Origin of the sequence: Streptomyces capoamus, from assembly GCF_014654935.1 — a bacterium.
Lineage (GTDB): Bacteria > Actinomycetota > Actinomycetes > Streptomycetales > Streptomycetaceae > Streptomyces > Streptomyces capoamus.
This window is the reverse complement of the sequence record NZ_BNBF01000002.1, coordinates 204,237-219,750: the sequence shown is the minus strand read 5'-3', so window position 1 is coordinate 219,750 and position 15,514 is coordinate 204,237. Positions and strand designations below refer to the sequence as shown.

11 protein-coding genes are annotated in these 15,514 nt (G+C 74.6%); 9 read left to right on the top strand and 2 right to left on the bottom strand.

Annotation, left to right across the window (positions count from 1 at the left end):
- The 4 genes from IE312_RS38720 to IE312_RS04475 form a co-directional block, all read left to right on the top strand.
- A partial coding sequence (locus IE312_RS38720; protein ID WP_502266956.1) for a serine/threonine kinase C-terminal domain-containing protein occupies window positions 1-218 on the top strand: 218 nt, incomplete at its 5' end.
- 163 nt (window positions 219-381) lie between these two features.
- Window positions 382-2,994, top strand: coding sequence for a serine/threonine kinase C-terminal domain-containing protein (locus IE312_RS04485; protein WP_189978585.1), 2,613 nt, complete (start codon window positions 382-384; stop codon window positions 2,992-2,994).
- Between the two features lie 196 nt (window positions 2,995-3,190).
- A complete protein-coding gene (locus IE312_RS04480) occupies window positions 3,191-5,026 on the top strand; it encodes a serine/threonine-protein kinase (RefSeq protein WP_189978583.1) in 1,836 nt (611 codons plus the stop codon).
- Between the two features lie 110 nt (window positions 5,027-5,136).
- A complete protein-coding gene (locus IE312_RS04475) occupies window positions 5,137-6,855 on the top strand; it encodes a serine/threonine-protein kinase (RefSeq protein WP_189978581.1) in 1,719 nt (572 codons plus the stop codon).
- On the opposite strand, the gene IE312_RS04470 is transcribed toward IE312_RS04475, so the two are convergent.
- Window positions 6,842-7,759, bottom strand: coding sequence for an AraC family transcriptional regulator (locus IE312_RS04470; RefSeq protein WP_189978579.1), 918 nt, complete (start codon window positions 7,757-7,759; stop codon window positions 6,842-6,844). The genes IE312_RS04475 and IE312_RS04470 overlap by 14 nt on opposite strands.
- A gap of 71 nt (window positions 7,760-7,830) precedes the next feature.
- On the opposite strand from IE312_RS04470, the gene IE312_RS04465 reads away from it, so the two are divergent.
- The 4 genes from IE312_RS04465 (at window position 7,831) to IE312_RS04450 (ending at window position 13,295) form a co-directional block, all read left to right on the top strand.
- Window positions 7,831-8,733 carry an MBL fold metallo-hydrolase gene (locus tag IE312_RS04465; protein ID WP_189978577.1) on the top strand — a complete coding sequence of 301 codons (903 nt, stop codon included), beginning with the start codon at window positions 7,831-7,833 and terminating at the stop codon, window positions 8,731-8,733.
- 78 nt (window positions 8,734-8,811) lie between these two features.
- Complete coding sequence (locus IE312_RS04460; RefSeq protein WP_189978575.1) at window positions 8,812-9,714, top strand: serine/threonine-protein kinase; 903 nt, start codon at window positions 8,812-8,814, stop codon at window positions 9,712-9,714.
- Window positions 9,715-9,850: 136 nt separating this feature from the next.
- On the top strand, window positions 9,851-11,464 hold the full coding sequence (locus tag IE312_RS04455; RefSeq protein ID WP_189978573.1) for a succinic semialdehyde dehydrogenase: 1,614 nt from the start codon (window positions 9,851-9,853) through the stop codon (window positions 11,462-11,464).
- A 19-nt stretch (window positions 11,465-11,483) separates the two neighbouring features.
- The gene (locus IE312_RS04450) at window positions 11,484-13,295 is read left to right on the top strand and encodes a GMC family oxidoreductase N-terminal domain-containing protein (RefSeq protein WP_189978571.1); all 1,812 of its coding nucleotides are present in this window, start codon (window positions 11,484-11,486) and stop codon (window positions 13,293-13,295) included.
- Between the two features lie 538 nt (window positions 13,296-13,833).
- On the opposite strand, the gene IE312_RS04445 is transcribed toward IE312_RS04450, so the two are convergent.
- The gene (locus tag IE312_RS04445; protein WP_189978979.1) at window positions 13,834-14,109 is read right to left on the bottom strand and encodes a chorismate mutase; all 276 of its coding nucleotides are present in this window, start codon (window positions 14,107-14,109) and stop codon (window positions 13,834-13,836) included.
- Between the two features lie 297 nt (window positions 14,110-14,406).
- On the opposite strand from IE312_RS04445, the gene guaA reads away from it, so the two are divergent.
- Window positions 14,407-15,514, top strand: a 1,108-nt coding sequence (gene guaA, locus IE312_RS04440) for a glutamine-hydrolyzing GMP synthase (protein ID WP_229899035.1), incomplete at its 3' end; no start/stop codon positions are given.

Genomic DNA, 15,514 nt, shown 5'->3' with positions numbered 1-15,514 from the left:
GCATCGAGAAGGTGGACTACCGCGGCTGGAACACCGCCGACTGGGAGTTCACGTACACCGAGGACGGCACCGGGTACCGCACGATCGACCGGGGCTTCGTGGTGAACGACCACCTCGGGTACGCGCTGATGTACACCGCGAAGGACGCGCAATGGCACGGCGATCTCCGCAAGGACACCTGGAAGACGTTGACGAAGTCCTTCAAGCCCAAGGGGTAGGTCCCGCGCACCGGTTTGGTGCCTGAGAATCCGTCATCCTCTCAATGCGGGTTGCCTCCGGCACGTATCGTGAAGGGTCGCGGACCGTACGCAGCCGCATGCGTGGGCGAAACGGACCGTGAGGCGATCGGACTTGACCAACCGGGCGGCCGGGGGAGGCACAGTGGACGACTACGCGGGTCGGGTGCTCGCCGACCGCTACCGCCTGCCGCTGCCGCCGTCCGACGAGTACGAACTCACCGAGACCCGCGCCTTCGACACCTACAGCGGCCAGGAGGTCCTCGTCCGCCAGGTGCCGTTGCCGGAGGTCGTCGAGGCCGAGGTGCTCGACGCGGAGGGGCTGCCGGAGGGGTTCACCGCACGGCAGCGCGGCCGCCGCTCCCCCGACGCCAGGGGCGCCACCCGGCAGCCGGCCGATCCGGCGGTCCGGCGCGCCGTCGAGGCCGCGCAGGCCGCGGCCGGCATCCCCGACCATCCGCGCCTGGACCAGGTCTTCGACGTGTTCGCCGAGGGCGGGTCGCTGTGGATCGTCAGTGAACTGGTGGCCGCGCGACCGCTGGCCGCACTGCTCGCCCGGCAGCCGCTGTCGCCGTACCGGGCGGCCGAGGTCGCCGCCGACGTGCTCATGGCGCTCCGAGTGCTGCACGCCCACGGCTGGGTGCACCGCAACATCACCGCGCGCACCGTCCTGGTCTGCGACGACGGCCGCGTGATGCTCACCGGCCTGGCAGTCGGCGCGGCGGAGGAGGCGCTGTGCGGGTACGACCCGGTCCCGGCGCCCGAGGACCTGGGCGACGGCGGTGACCCGGCCCCCGCCGGCGGCCCCCTCGGCTTCGGCCCCGGCCCCGCGGTCACCGGGGTGCCCGGCGACCCGGCCACGGACCTCGACCCCGAGGCCGCGCGGCGGGCGGCGATCCGGGCGCGGGCGGCCGGCGGACTTCCGGCACCGGACGCGCACGGGGCTCCCGGCCCGGCCGCCCTGCCCGCCCTGGAGAGCGGCGCCGACGTCCGCGCCGCCCGGGCCGGGGCCATCGCCGCCTACCGCGCGGGCGCCCGCGCCGCCGCCCGGATCCACGAGGCACAGCAGAGCGGGCGCCCCGCGCTGCCCGGTGCACGTTCGCCGGCCGAGGACGACGGCAGGGCGGGGCCGGCCGAGGGCGGGGCGTCGTACGCGTACCCCTCGGACGCCGCGAGCACGGGGCCGCCCGGGCGGATAGCCGACCCCTACGGGGTGCGCGGTGCCCCGTGGCACGGTGCCGCACCGCGTACCGGACCCGACGGCGCGCCCCCGGCCCTCGGCGGCGGTGGCCTCCGGCCCGGTCTGCCCGCGGCGGACCCCCCTGCCGGGTACGCCTCTGTGCCGGGCCAGGGGCAGGGTCCGGACCGCTTCCCGAGCGCCGAGCCGGTGTCCGGGGCCGGCCGCCGGGGCGTCGGCCCCGCCGGCCCCCTGGACCCCGCCGACCCCCTGGACCCCGCTCAGCCGGCGCGGCCGGGCGGCCGGTGGGACGAGCCGGGTGCCGTACGCCGGGGACCCGGGACCGCGCTGGCCGCCGAGCGGGCGCGGCAGGTGCGGATGACCGTGGTGGGACCGGTGACCGAACGCTGGGCGCCGGAGCAGGCCGGTCCCGTGCACGAGAACTGGCAGCTGGCCGCGCCGATCGGCCCGGCCACCGACCTGTGGGCGCTGGGCGCCCTGCTGTTCCGGGCCGTGCAGGGACACGCGCCCTACCCGGAGGAGTCGACGGCCGAGCTGGTGCAGCTGGTGTGCGCCGAGCCGCCCGCCTTCGCCGAGGAGTGCGGTCCGCTGCGGCCGGTCGTGGAGTCGCTGCTGCGCCAGGACCCCACCGAGCGGCCGGACGTGGAGGAGCTGAGCGGCTGGCTGCGGTCGCTGGTGCGGTCCGCGCCCGAGCCGGACGCCGGCACCCGTGTGGTGCCGGTTCCGCCCGCCGACCCGCGCCGGCTGCCGATCGTCCGGCGCCGCGGCGAGCTGGTGCGCCGGCGGCGCGCCAAGCTGCCCGCGCCCCATCCGCACGGCCGGCACAAGCGGGGCCGGGAGGGCGCCCGTTCACCGCGCAGCCTCGGCCGGACCCTGCTCCTGCTGATCCTGCTCCTGCTGGCCGGCGCGATCGCGTACGCGATGCTGTTCATGCCGAAGCAGGGCGCGAACGGCGCGGCGGGCGGCGACCGTACCGGCAGCGCCGGACGGCCGAGCCCCGCGCCCTCGCGCACCGGGCAGCCGTCCGGCGGACCGAGCGCGCCGGGTGGCGATGCCACCGCCTCCGTGCCCGCGACCGAGACCCAGACCGGCGGGGACCCCTCCGTCCCCGACGGGTTCACCCTGCGCAAGGACCCGGACGGCTTCCGGATCGCCGTGGCGAAGGGCTGGGGCCGCACCCCGAAGAACGGCGGCGGCCAGGTGGTCTACGCGCACGGGAACTTCGAGCTGATCGTCGTACCGGGACGGGACGGCACGTCGGCGTACGGCAGCGATCCGATGGTCTACCAGCGGGACAAGGAGCGCGAACTCCAGCCGTACCGTGACTCCAGCTGGGCCACGGCCACCGGTCTGCGGACCATCGAGGTGGGCGGACGGACCATGGCCGAGGGGCAGTTCACCTGGACCGACGGGCAGGGCCGGGACCTGTTCGTGCGCAACATGGCACTGCTGCTGAACGGCCGGTACCACGTCCTGCAGGTGCGCGGCCCGGAGGCCGAGCGCGACGAGGTGACACGGCTGTACGAGCAGGCCGCCGCGACGTACCGCTACACCGGTTGAGCGGCGCGTGCACGGGCCGGGACGGAGTCCTTCCGGTTCCCGTTCCCCGTGCCTCTCCCGCGCCCTCCGGTTCCCCTTCTCGCGCGGAAATGACCATCGTCACAGTGCGGTTTCCTTGGCACCCCGCTTGTTCCCTGCGGGCAGGCCGGTCCTTAGTCTGACCCTGTCAAGAGCATTGCGGGGCAACGTGAATCAGATGCAGGGCCTGCTCATAGCGGGCCGCTACCGGCTCGCCGACTCCATCGGCAGGGGTGGCATGGGCCGGGTGTGGCGCGCCCACGACGAGGTGCTGCACCGGCAGGTCGCCGTCAAGGAGTTGACCGCAGCGCTCTACGTCTCCGACAGTGACCGGGCCGTCCTGCTCGCCCGCACCCGGGCCGAGGCGCGGGCCGCCGCGCGCATCAACCACTCCGCCGTCGTCACCGTGCACGACGTGCTGGAACACGACGGCCGCCCCTGGATCGTGATGGAGCTGGTCGAGGGCGCCTCGCTGGCCGACGCGGTCAAGGAGCGCGGACGCGTGGAGCCGGCCGAGGCCGCGCGGATCGGGCTGTGGGTGCTGCGGGCGCTGCGCGCCGCCCACTCCGCCGGGGTGCTCCACCGGGACGTCAAGCCGGGCAACGTGCTGCTCGGCGAGGACGGCCGGGTCCTGCTCACCGACTTCGGCATCGCCCAGATCGAGGGCGACAGCACCATCACCCGCACCGGGGAGGTCGTCGGTTCGGTCGACTACCTGGCGCCCGAGCGGGTGCGTGGCCACGACCCCGGGCCGGCCTCCGACCTGTGGGCGCTGGGCGCCACGCTGTACACGGCGGTCGAAGGCCGCTCGCCGTTCCGGCGCACCTCGCCGCTGGGCACCATGCAGGCGGTCGTCGAGGAGGAGGCGGACGAGGCCCGGTACGCCGGCCCGCTCGCCCCGGTCATCGCCGCGCTGCTGCACAAGGAGCCGGGCCGGCGGCCGGGCGCGGAGGAGGCCGAGCAGATGCTCGCGGAGGCGGCGGAGGGCCGCCGCCCGCGCGCGGCACAGGCGTTCGTCCCGACCCAGGGCTCAGGCGTCCCCACGCCCCCCGGCCGGGGCCCGGGCACGCCCGCCGCCGAGTACGGCTCCGCGTACGGGCCGGACTACGGTTCCGGCTCCGGCTCCGGTGCCGGTGCGCCGGGCCCCGGCTACGGCTCCCGTTCCGGCACGACCGCCGTCGAGTACGGCTCCCCGTCCGGGACTTCGGCCCCCGGCCACGGTGCGAGCGGTGCCGGCCACGGAGCGAACGGCCCCGGCCACGCGGCCGGGTCCGGCGGTTCCGGCGGGGGCCGTTTCGTGACCGGGCCGACGGCGGTGGCGCCGGGGGGCGGCGCGTACGCGCCCGGCGGCCCGGCGCCGGCCCGGCCCCGCCGGCTGCGCACCCTGGCGCTCGTCATCGCCCTCGCGGCGGTGCTCGGCGGCGCCGGCGCGGTGGCGATCCAGCACTGGGGCGGCACGGACACCGGCGCCGGCGGGGGTACGAGCCCGGCCCCGGCGCCCGCCGACAGCGACACGCCCGGGACCGACGGGACGTTCCCGGCCGGCTGGAGGACGTACCACGACCCGCTGGGCTTCAGTTTGTCCCTGCCCAAGGGCTGGAAGCGCAAGGTGTACGGCGTCGACGGCGACCTCCAGCAGATCGACTACACGCCCGACAAGGGCCTGCACTTCGTCCGCATCGCCGTCGACCGCTCACCGGACTACGCCGACGCCCTCTCCCACCAGAAGGACCTGGAGCAGCAGCTCCACCGGCTGGTCGACTACCGGCGTGTCTCGATGCAGGAGAACCTCTACCGCGACCGCAAGGGCGCGCGGTGGGAGTACACCTGGACCGCGCTCAGGAAGGACCCGCCCTACGTGCCCGGTCCGCGCCACGCGGTCGAGGAGACGTACTTCTCGCGCCAGGGCACCGAGTACGCGATCTACATGTCCTCACCGGCCGGTGACTGGGCGACGACCGGTGAGCAGTTCACCTGGGTGCTGCGCGGCTGGCAGCAGCCGGACGAGGGCTGAGCCGGCCGGGCCGGGGCGCCCCGAGTCGGCCGAAAATGGCTGGCCGCGCGGTGTGTCTTGGCCGGGCGGTGCCCCGGAGGGCGGGCACCCCGTGCGGCATGATGGGGCGCATGGGGACCGAGGGAGCCGGCTTCCGGCTGATCGCGGGCCGTTACCGCCTGGAGGAACGCATCGGGCGCGGCGGCATGGGCGTCGTGTGGCGGGCCAGCGACCAGGTGCTGGGCCGCCAGGTGGCGGTCAAGGAACTCCTCCCGGACGACTCGCTCCCGGACGACGACGCACGCCGCCGCCGTGACCGCACGTTCCGCGAGGCCCGCGCGGTCTGCCAGTTACGGCACCCGCACATCATCGTCGTGCACGACGTGGTCGAGCAGGACGAACGGCCCTACCTCATCATGGAGTTGATCGACGGCGGCTCGCTCGCCGAGCGGATCTCCCGGCAGGGGCCGGTGGACGCCGCCGAGGCCGCGCGGATCGGCGTCGCCCTGCTGAGCGCGGTGCGCACCGCGCACGAGGCGGGGGTGCTGCACCGGGACATCAAGCCCGCGAACGTCCTGCTCGAGTCCGGCACCGACCGGGTGGTGCTCACCGATTTCGGGATCGCGCAGGTGGAGGGCGCCACCACGCTCACCGAGACGGGCTCGTTCGTCGGCTCGCCCGAGTACACCGCGCCGGAGCGGATGTCCGGGCTGCGCACCGGGCCGGAGTCCGACCTGTGGTCGCTGGGCGCGCTGCTGTGCACGGCGCTCAGCGGCGAGTCGCCGTTCCGGCGCGACTCGCTGGGCGGCATCCTGCACGCCGTCGTCGCCGACGAGATCCGCCCGCCGGCCCAGGCCGAGCCGCTGCTGCCCGTCGTACGGGGCCTGCTGGAGCGGGACCCGGACCGGCGGCTGGGCGCGGCGGACGCCGAGCGGATGCTGCGGACGTACCTGGAGACCGGCCGCACGCCGGACGTGCCGGGCCGGAGCACCGCGAGCGCCCACGGCGGGCTCATCCACCGGATCGGCGCCGGCCGCGCGCCGAAGCCCCCGGCGCCCTACTCACCGACCCAGCTGGACCTGCCGTACGGCCCGGTGCCGGCCGACCCGGCCCGTACGCCCGGGGACGCGGCCCCGGCCCGTTCGTCCCGGCGCGCGGTGCTGGTGGCGGCGCTGCTCGTCGCCGCGCTGGCCGGGGCCGGCGTGTCGGCCGCCGCACTGCTGCTGCACCGGGGCGGGAACGGGGGCGGCGGCACCCCGGGCGGTACGGCGACGTCCCCGGCGACCCGGACCGGTACGGCGACGTCCCCGACCCGGACCGGCGGAGGTACGGCCGGGGCGCCCACGCCGACCAGGACCCGCCCGGTGCCGGGCCCCACCCCCGGCGCCGGCGGCTCGCACACCGCGCCCTCCGGGTACCGCACGGCCCGGGACCCGGCCGGTTTCTCCCTCGCCGTGCCGGAGGGCTTCACCCGCAGCCCGCAGGGGCAGCGCGTCTTCTACCTCTCGCCGGGCGAGACCTTCCGCCTCGGCGTCAGGGTCGGCGCGCCGCAGCCGGGCGGCCCGGAGAGCGTGCTGGACCGCTCGGCCGCCGCCGGCCCGTCCACCAACCCCGGCTATCACGACGGCCGGGTCACCCGGACCACCCACGACGGACGCCCGGCCGCCTTCTGGGAGTTCACCTGGGACGGGTTCAGCGCGGCCGAGGGCCCCCGGCACACCTACGACCTGTGCTGGGAGCAGAACGGGCTGCTGTACGACGTGTGGGTGTCGGCGCCGGTCGGGAAGGTGCGCGAGGCGCGGGAGTACTTCGACGTGGCGGTCGACACCTTCTCGGTCACGGGCGCTTGACCCCGGAGCCCCGGTAGGCGCTCGGTGTGATCCCGAACTCCCGGCTGAACGCGTGCGAGAGGGCGTACGGGCTGCCGTACCCCGTCTCCCGCGCCACCGTCGTGAGCGGCGCGTCCGTCTCGCGCAGCCGGGTCGCCGCGAGGGTCAGCCGCCACCAGGTGAGGTACGCCATCGGCGGCCGGCCGACCAGCGCGGTGAAGCGGCGTGCCAGTGTGGCCCGGGAGACACCCGCCTCGGCGGCCAGACGGGCGGCCGTCCAGGGGGCCGCCGGATCGGAGTGCACGGCGCGCAGCGCGGCCGTCGTCACCGGGTCGTCCAGCACCGCCGGCCACGCGCCCGTCTCCGCCTCGGCCATCCACGCCCGGACCAGGTAGACCAGGAGCAGGTCCAGCAGGCTGGGCAGCACCAGGCAGCCGCCGGGCCGGCGCTCCGCGAGCTCGCGCGCCAGCAGGTCCACGGCCGCGCGCAGTTCCGGGTGGCCGCCCGCCCGGTGCGGCAGATGCACCACCTGCGGCAGCTCCGCCATCAGGGGATGCGTACGGCTGCGGTCGAGCCGGTACTTGCCGCACAGCAGTTCCACCGCGGGCCCGGGACCGCTACGCCGTACGTCCGTGTCCCGCAGCTCCTCGAAGGGCACCGCCCGCCGGACGTCCGCCGGTTCCGCCGCCGCGTGCGCCAGCACGTGCCCGGCGCCGTGCGGCAGCAGCACCACGTCCCCCGGGCCCAGGGCGACCGGTTCCCCGCCCCCGTCCGGCAGGAGCAGGCAGGAGCCGCCCAGGACGACGTGGAAGCCTGCGCCCTCGTACGGCGCCAGCCGGACGCACCAGGCGCCGGTCACCCGCAGCCGGTTCGAGGAGGGACTGCCCACCCGGACCGCCGCGATCGCGTCGCTGACCACATCCATGAGACGACAGCGTATGCGAACGCGCCGATCACGCATGGAGACGCTCACCACCGGCTCGTACGGTTCTCGGTATGACCGGTGATCGCGTACAGAGTTTCCTGATCGGTGACGTCGAGGTGCTGCGCATCGTCGAGTGGCAGGGGCCGTACGTGCCCGCCGCCGAGCTGGTGCCGGAGTGCGGACCGGAGGTCTGGGAGGCTCATGCGGCGCAGCTCGTCCCGGACCACCGGGAGGCGGGCGGCGACCGGGCGGTGGTCACGCTCCAGACCTGGGTGCTGCGCAGCGGCGGCCGGACCGTGCTGGTCGACACGGGCGTCGGCAACGGCCGGGAACGCCCCGGCAGTCCGCTCTTCCACCGGCGGCAGGGCGACTTCCTGGGGCGGCTGGAGCGGGCGGGCGTCCGGCCGGCGGACGTCGACGTCGTCGTCAACACGCACCTGCACGCCGACCACGTCGGCTGGAACACCGTGGACGCCGGCGGTGCGTGGGTGCCGTCCTTCCCGGGCGCCCGCTACCTCCTGCCGGCCGCCGACGACCACCACTTCGGCCCGGCGGGCGGCTACGCGGGCGGCACGCGGCCCGTGGACCGGCTGGTCTACGAGGACAGCGTCGCGCCCGTGCACCGGGCCGGGCAGGCGGTGGTGTGGGAGGACGCCCACCGCATCGACGAACACCTCGTGCTGGAGGCCGCCCCGGGGCACACGCCGGGCTCCGCCGTACTGCGGGTCGAGTCGCGGGGCGAACGGGCGGTGTTCGTCGGCGACCTGCTGCACAGCCCGGTGCAGATCCTGCGGCCCGAGTGCAGCAGCTGCTTCTGCCTCGACCCGCAGCGGGCGGCACGCACCCGGCAGCGGGTGCTGCAACGAGCGGCCGACGAACGGGCGTTGGTGGTCCCGGCGCACTTCGGCGGGGCCGGAGCGGTCCAAGTGCGGGCGGCAGCGCACGGCTTCAGCCTGCACCGGTGGGCCGCGTGACCGCCCGGCGCCGGGCCCGGGCCCCGTCTCCGGGCCCCCGCTTCGACAACGGACCGCCGCGCACGGTACTCATGTGACATGACCGAAGACGGCGAACACCCGCCCGACGCACGTCTGATCGGCGGCCGCTACCGCCTGTCCGGGCGCCTCGGTGCCGGACCGGCCGGGACCGTGTGGCGCGCCCGGGACGAACGGGGGAACCGGGAGGTCGCCGTCAAGGAGCCGTTGCTCCCCGGCGACCCGGCCGCCGACGAGGACAGCGGGCGGAAGGCGCACCGGCTGCACCACGAGGCACGGGCCGCCACCCGGGTCAGGCACCCCTCGGCCGTGGCGGTGTACGACGTCGTCACCGAGGCCGGGGTCCCCTGGATCGTCATGGAGCTGGTGTCCGGCGAGTCCCTGCGCGAGGTGCTGGGCCGCGGGCCGCTCCCGCCCGCCGAGGCCGCGCGCATCGGGCTCGCGGTGCTCGGCGCCCTGCGCGCCGCCCACGCCGTCGGCATCGTGCACCGGGACGTAAAGCCGGCCAACGTCCTGCTGGAGTCCGGCACCGGCCGGGTCGTCGTCACCGACTTCGGTGTCGGCGGGGCGCACGCCCCGGACGCGCCCGCCGCTTTCGTCGCGCCCGAGCGGGCGGCGGGGCCCGGCGCCGGCCCGGCCAGTGACCTGTGGTCCCTGGGCGCGCTGCTGCGTGCGGCCCTGGGGGACACGGACCCCGGCGCGCTGGGTCCGCTGCTGGACCGGCTGCAGGCCGGCGATCCGGCGGCGCGACCGGACGCGGCGGAGACGGAGGCCGCACTGCGGGCCTACCTGGGCCCCACGGCGGCCGTACCGGAACCGGAACCGGCACCCGAACCCGCCCCCGCGACCGCCGGCCTGACGCCCGCTGCCCCCGAGACCCCCGCCCCCGTGCCGTCCGCGCCCCGGCGTACCCCCCTGGCCGCGCTGGGGCTGCTCCTCGCGAGAAAAACCGAAGTCGACTGATCGTCCCCGCTTCCGCCCCCTCAACGCCCTGATCAGCGCGTTCTCTGCCAGTGATCGCTGGCAGCGTGTGAGCGCTCGGTGAATCCCCGTTACCGACGGGTACACAAAGCCCCCGCCGCGGCATACCCTGCGCGTCATGACGGACACGCAGGCCCCGGACACCGCCGGTACCAACCCGCTCGCGCCCGCCCCCGAAGGCGCCCGCACCGCCGCCGACGTGGTCACGCCGGAGCTGGTGGCCCGGCTCGCCAAGGGCGTCGTCGGCTCCGGCCGTACCGCCAACCACACCCCGTTCACCGGCGAGAAACTGGCCGACCTGCCCGAATCCACCCCGGAGGACGTCGCCCGGGCCTTCGAGGCGGCCCGCACCGCCCAGGCCGTGTGGGCCAAGGTCCCGGTCCGGCAGCGGGCCGCCGTCCTGCTGCGCTTCCACGACCTGCTGCTGGAGCGGCAGGCCGAGGTACTCGACCTGGTCCAGCTGGAGACCGGCAAGGCCCGCCTGCACGCGCACGAGGAGGTGCAGGCCGTCGCCGTCGCGGCCCGCCACTACGGGCGCCGGGCCGCCGCCTACCTGAGGCCCAAGCGGCACACGGGCGCCATCCCGGCCCTGACGAAGGTCACCGAACTGCGCCACCCGCGCGGGGTCGTGGGCCAGATAGCCCCCTGGAACTACCCGCTGGAGCTGTCCGTCGGCGACGCCCTGCCCGCCTTCGCCGCCGGCAACGCCGTCGTGATGAAGCCGGACACCGAGACCTGCCTCACCGCGCTGTGGGCCCGTGACCTGCTCATCGAGGCCGGGCTGCCCGACGGCGTCTTCCAGGTCGTCCTCGGCGAGGGCCCGGTCGTCGGCCCCGAGCTGGTCAGGCACGCCGACTACGTCTCGTTCACCGGTTCCACCCGTACCGGCCGCGAGGTCGCCGTCGGCGCCGCCTCCCGCCTGGTCGGGGTGTCCCTCGAACTCGGCGGCAAGAACGCCATGCTGGTGCTGGACGACGCCGACGTCGAGAAGGCCGCGGCCGGTGCCGTACGCGCCTGCTTCTCCTCCGCCGGACAGCTGTGCATCTCCATCGAGCGGCTCTACGTCCACGAGTCCGTCGCCGACGCTTTCCTGGAGCGGTTCGCCGCCCGCACCCGGGCCATGCGGCTCGGCAACTCCCTCGCCTACGGCGCCGACATGGGCTCGCTGGTCGGCGAACGCCAGCTGGAGACCGTCGAACGGCACGTGCGGGAGGCCGTGGCCCAGGGCGCGAAGGTGATCGCGGGCGGGGCGGCCCGCCCCGACATCGGGCCCTACTTCTTCGAGCCCACCATCCTCGACGGCGTGGAGCCCTCCATGTCCGTCTGCGAGGAGGAGACCTTCGGCCCGGTCGTCTCGGTCTACCGCTTCAAGAGCGACGACGAGGCCGTCGAACGCGCCAACGCCACGCCGTACGGCCTGAACGCCTCCGTGTGGACGGCGAACGCCCGCCGCGGCCGGGAGGTCGCCGCCCGCCTGCGCACCGGCACGGTCAACGTCAACGAGGGCTACGCGCCGGCCTACGGCAGCGTCCAGTCCCCGATGGGCGGCATGAAGGACTCCGGCCTCGGCCGCCGCCACGGTTCCGAGGGCATCCTCAAGTACACCGAGGCCCAGACGGTGGCGCAGCAGCGGCTGCTGCCGATGGCGCCCTCGCTGGGGATGGACGACGAGTCCTACGCCCGGTTCATGACCACCAGCCTGAAGCTGATGAAGGCGTTCCGGTTCCGCTAGTTCTCGACGAGGAGAGCACGTGTCGCAGGAGAAGTCCGTCCAGACCCGGGACGAGGACGGGTACGACTACGACGTGATCGTCGTCGGCTCGGGGTTCGGCGGTTCGGTGTCCGCCCTGCGGCTCACCGAGAAGGGATACAGGGTCGGCGTCCTGGAGGCCGGGCGCCGCTTCACCCGCGCCACGCTGCCCAGGAACTCCTGGGACCTGAAGAACTACCTCTGGGCCCCGAAGCTCGGCATGTACGGCCTCCAGCGCATCCACCTGCTGGGCAACGTCATGGTCCTCGCGGGCGCCGGCGTCGGCGGCGGTTCCCTCAACTACGCCAACACCCTGTACGTACCGCCGAAGGCCTTCTTCGACGACCCCCAGTGGCGGGACATCACCGACTGGCAGGCGGAGCTGAAGCCGTACTACGACCAGGCCCAGCGCATGCTCGGCGTCCGGCTCAACCCCACCATGACCCCCTCCGACGTGCACCTGAAGGCGGCGGCCCGGCGGATGGGCGTGGCCGACACCTTCCACCTGGCCCCGGTCGGGGTGTTCTTCGGCGACGGCGAGGACGCCGACGGCCGGACGAAGGCCCGGCCGGGGGAGAAGGCGAAGGATCCCTACTTCGGCGGCGCCGGCCCCGACCGCACCGCCTGCACCGAGTGCGGCGAGTGCATGACGGGCTGCCGGCACGGCGCGAAGAACACGCTCAACGAGAACTACCTCCACCTGGCCGAGAAGGCGGGCGCGGTCGTCCACCCGATGACCACGGTCGTGTCCGTCACCGACGACTCCCGCGGCGGCTACGCCGTGGCGACCCTGCCGACCGACCGGAAGAAGAAGGGCGCGGGCCGGCTGTTCACCGCCCGCCGGGTCGTCCTCGCGGCCGGCACCTACGGCACCCAGACCCTGCTGCACCGCATGCGGGCCGGCGGCCAGCTGCGGTACCTGTCCGCCCGGCTCGGGGACCTCACCCGCACCAACTCCGAGGCGCTGGTCGGCGCGCAGACCGACGACCGCCGCTACCGCAGGGCGACCGGCGCGCCGAAGGCCGACTTCACGCGGGGCGTCGCCATCACCTCCTCCATCCACCCCGACGAGAACACCCACATCGAGCCGGTCCGCTACGGCAAGGGCTCCAACGCGATGGGCGGCCTGTCGATCCTGCAGGTGCCGTACGCCGAGGGCTCCTCGCGCGCGCTGGCCTGGCTGGCGAACGCGGTCCGGCACCCGTTGCTGGTCGCCCGTTCGCTGTCCAACCGGCGCTGGTCGGAGCGGACCATCATCGGCCTGGTCATGCAGTCCCTGGACAACTCGCTGACCACCTACCTGAAGCCGGACGGCGTCGGCAAGGGCCTGCTCACCGCGCGGCAGGGCCACGGCGCGCCCAACCCCAAGCAGATCCGGGCGGCGACCGAGGCCGCGTCCGCGCTCGCCGCGGAGATCAACGGCTTCGCCGGCAGCAACGTCGGTGAGCTGATGGGCACCCCGCTCACCGCGCACTTCCTCGGCGGCTGCCCCATCGGCGACTCCCCGGACACCGGTGTGATCGACCCGTACCACCGGCTCTACGGCCACCCGGGCATCTCGGTCGTGGACGGCGCCGCGGTCTCGGCGAACCTGGGCGTGAACCCCTCGCTGACGATCACCGCGCAGGCCGAGCGGGCGATGTCGTTCTGGCCGAACAAGGGCGAGGAGGATCCGCGCCCGGCACCCGGGGCGGCGTACGAGCGGCTGCAGCCGGTGGCGCCGAAGGCCCCGGCGGTCCCGGCGGACGCGTTCGGCGCGCTGCGGCTGCCGTTCCTGGGGATGCCGGCGGTGCGCCCGTCGGAGAAACGGTGAGAGGGACCTGCCTCCCCCTCCGAAGGCAGGTCCCTCTCACCGTTTTCTTGATCCGGCACGTTTGATCAGCGAAAAGCGAGAAGGGTTGCTTCGGCGGCAGGGAATTGTGATGTGAGGCGAGTCACATGGCGCAGGGGCCCGGCCGTGGGCATGACGAAGGGCCCCGCGGGCGGAGACGCCGCGGGGCCCTTCTCTCGGTCAGCACCGGCGTCAGGGCAGCGCCGGTGCCCGGGAGCGGCGCCGGGGGGGTGCGCCGCGTGTTCGTGTGCCCTGTGGCCTGTGTGCAGTTCTCCGCCGGCCGGCCCCGGGCGTCCCCGGAGCCGGGCCGTTTCTCTTGGGTGACCGGGCTGCTGTCCCCTGCCGTCCGGTCACTTCCTGGAGCGAGGTCCCACGGCGTACGGCACGACCCGTACGCCTCATCGCCCCAGCGAGCCACGCGTGGTTCTGTCGGGCCCGCCCCTGGCTGGCACGGACACCCCGCTCAACGAAGCGCCCCACGGACTGGTCACGGCGCCGTACGGGTGAGAACGGGCCGAACTCAGATACGACCCCGGCTCAGCTCCAGCAGGGTCATGGCGACGCTGGTGCCGGGCTTGCCGAGGGCGTCCCGGTAGCGGGCGAGGATCTCCATCTCGCGGGACAGGTGCACCCGCCGCCCGCCGGAGGCGATCCGGGTCTGCTGGACGACGGCCGAGACGGCCATCCGCTCCTGGATGAGGCCGATGATCCGGTCGTCGAGCGCGTCGATGCGCTCACGGGCGTCGGCGATGACCGTCTCCGGGCCGGCGGCCGCTTCCGGGCTGGTGGTGGTCATGCTGGTGGCGGTCATGCGGGGCTCCTCGTCGGGATGGAGGCTGCCCCGGGACGGCGCGACCCGGGAAAACGACAGGCGCCCCGGGCCTTGTCGGCCCGGGGCGCCTGGGAAGTCGCTTGGCGTTCGCTCAAGCAGCACGACCATGGCAGCCGGCGGGCCGGATGCCATAGGTAAAGACGAAGGTCGAGTGCTTGCGCATGCGGGCCAGTATGCCACGCGGGCTCGCCACGGAGGTCCCGCGGCCGCCCCGGTAGAATCGGAGGCACAGACCCCCGCCCGACCACCAGAAGGCACCCCGTGTCATCAGCGACCCAGTCTGCCGCCACCACCGACACCGTCCTGGTCGTCGACTTCGGCGCGCAGTACGCCCAGCTCATCGCCCGTCGCGTCCGCGAGGCGCGGGTCTACAGCGAGATCGTGCCCAGCACCATGCCGGTGGCCGAGATGCTCGCCAAGAACCCCGCGGCGATCATCCTCTCCGGCGGTCCCTCGTCCGTGTACGAGGAGGGCGCCCCCACCCTCGACCGCGCGCTGTTCGAGGCCGGCGTCCCCGTCTTCGGCATGTGCTACGGCTTCCAGCTCATGGCCCAGTCCCTCGGCGGCACCGTCGACAACACCGGCGCCCGCGAGTACGGCCGTACCGACCTGCACGTCTCCAAGAACTCCTCCACCCTCTTCGAGGGCACCCCGGCCGAGCAGCACGTGTGGATGTCGCACGGCGACGCCTGCTCCGCCGCCCCGGAGGGCTTCGCGGTGACCGCGTCCACGGACGTCGTCCCGGTCGCCGCCTTCGAGAACGACGAGAAGAAGCTCTACGGCGTCCAGTACCACCCCGAGGTCATGCACTCCACGCACGGCCAGCAGGTGCTGGAGCACTTCCTCTACCGCGGCGCCGGCCTGGAGCCGAGCTGGACCACCGGCAACGTGATCGAGGAGCAGGTCGAGGCCATCCGCGCGCTGGTCGGCGACAAGCGCGCGATCTGCGGCCTGTCCGGCGGCGTCGACTCCGCCGTGGCCGCGGCCCTGGTGCAGAAGGCCATCGGCTCCCAGCTGACCTGCGTCTACGTCGACCACGGCCTGATGCGCAAGGGCGAGACCGAGCAGGTCGAGAAGGACTTCGTCGCGGCCACCGGCGTCCAGCTGAAGGTCGTCGACGCCGAGGAGCGCTTCCTCGAGGCGCTCGCCGGGGTCTCCGACCCCGAGGAGAAGCGGAAGATCATCGGCCGCGAGTTCATCCGCGTCTTCGAGCAAGCGCAGGCAGAGATCATCGCCGACGAGGGCCCGGCCGTGGAGTTCCTGGTCCAGGGCACCCTGTACCCCGACGTGGTCGAGTCCGGAGGCGGCACCGGCACCGCCAACATCAAGTCGCACCACAACGTCGGCGGCCTGCCCGAGGACCTCGAGT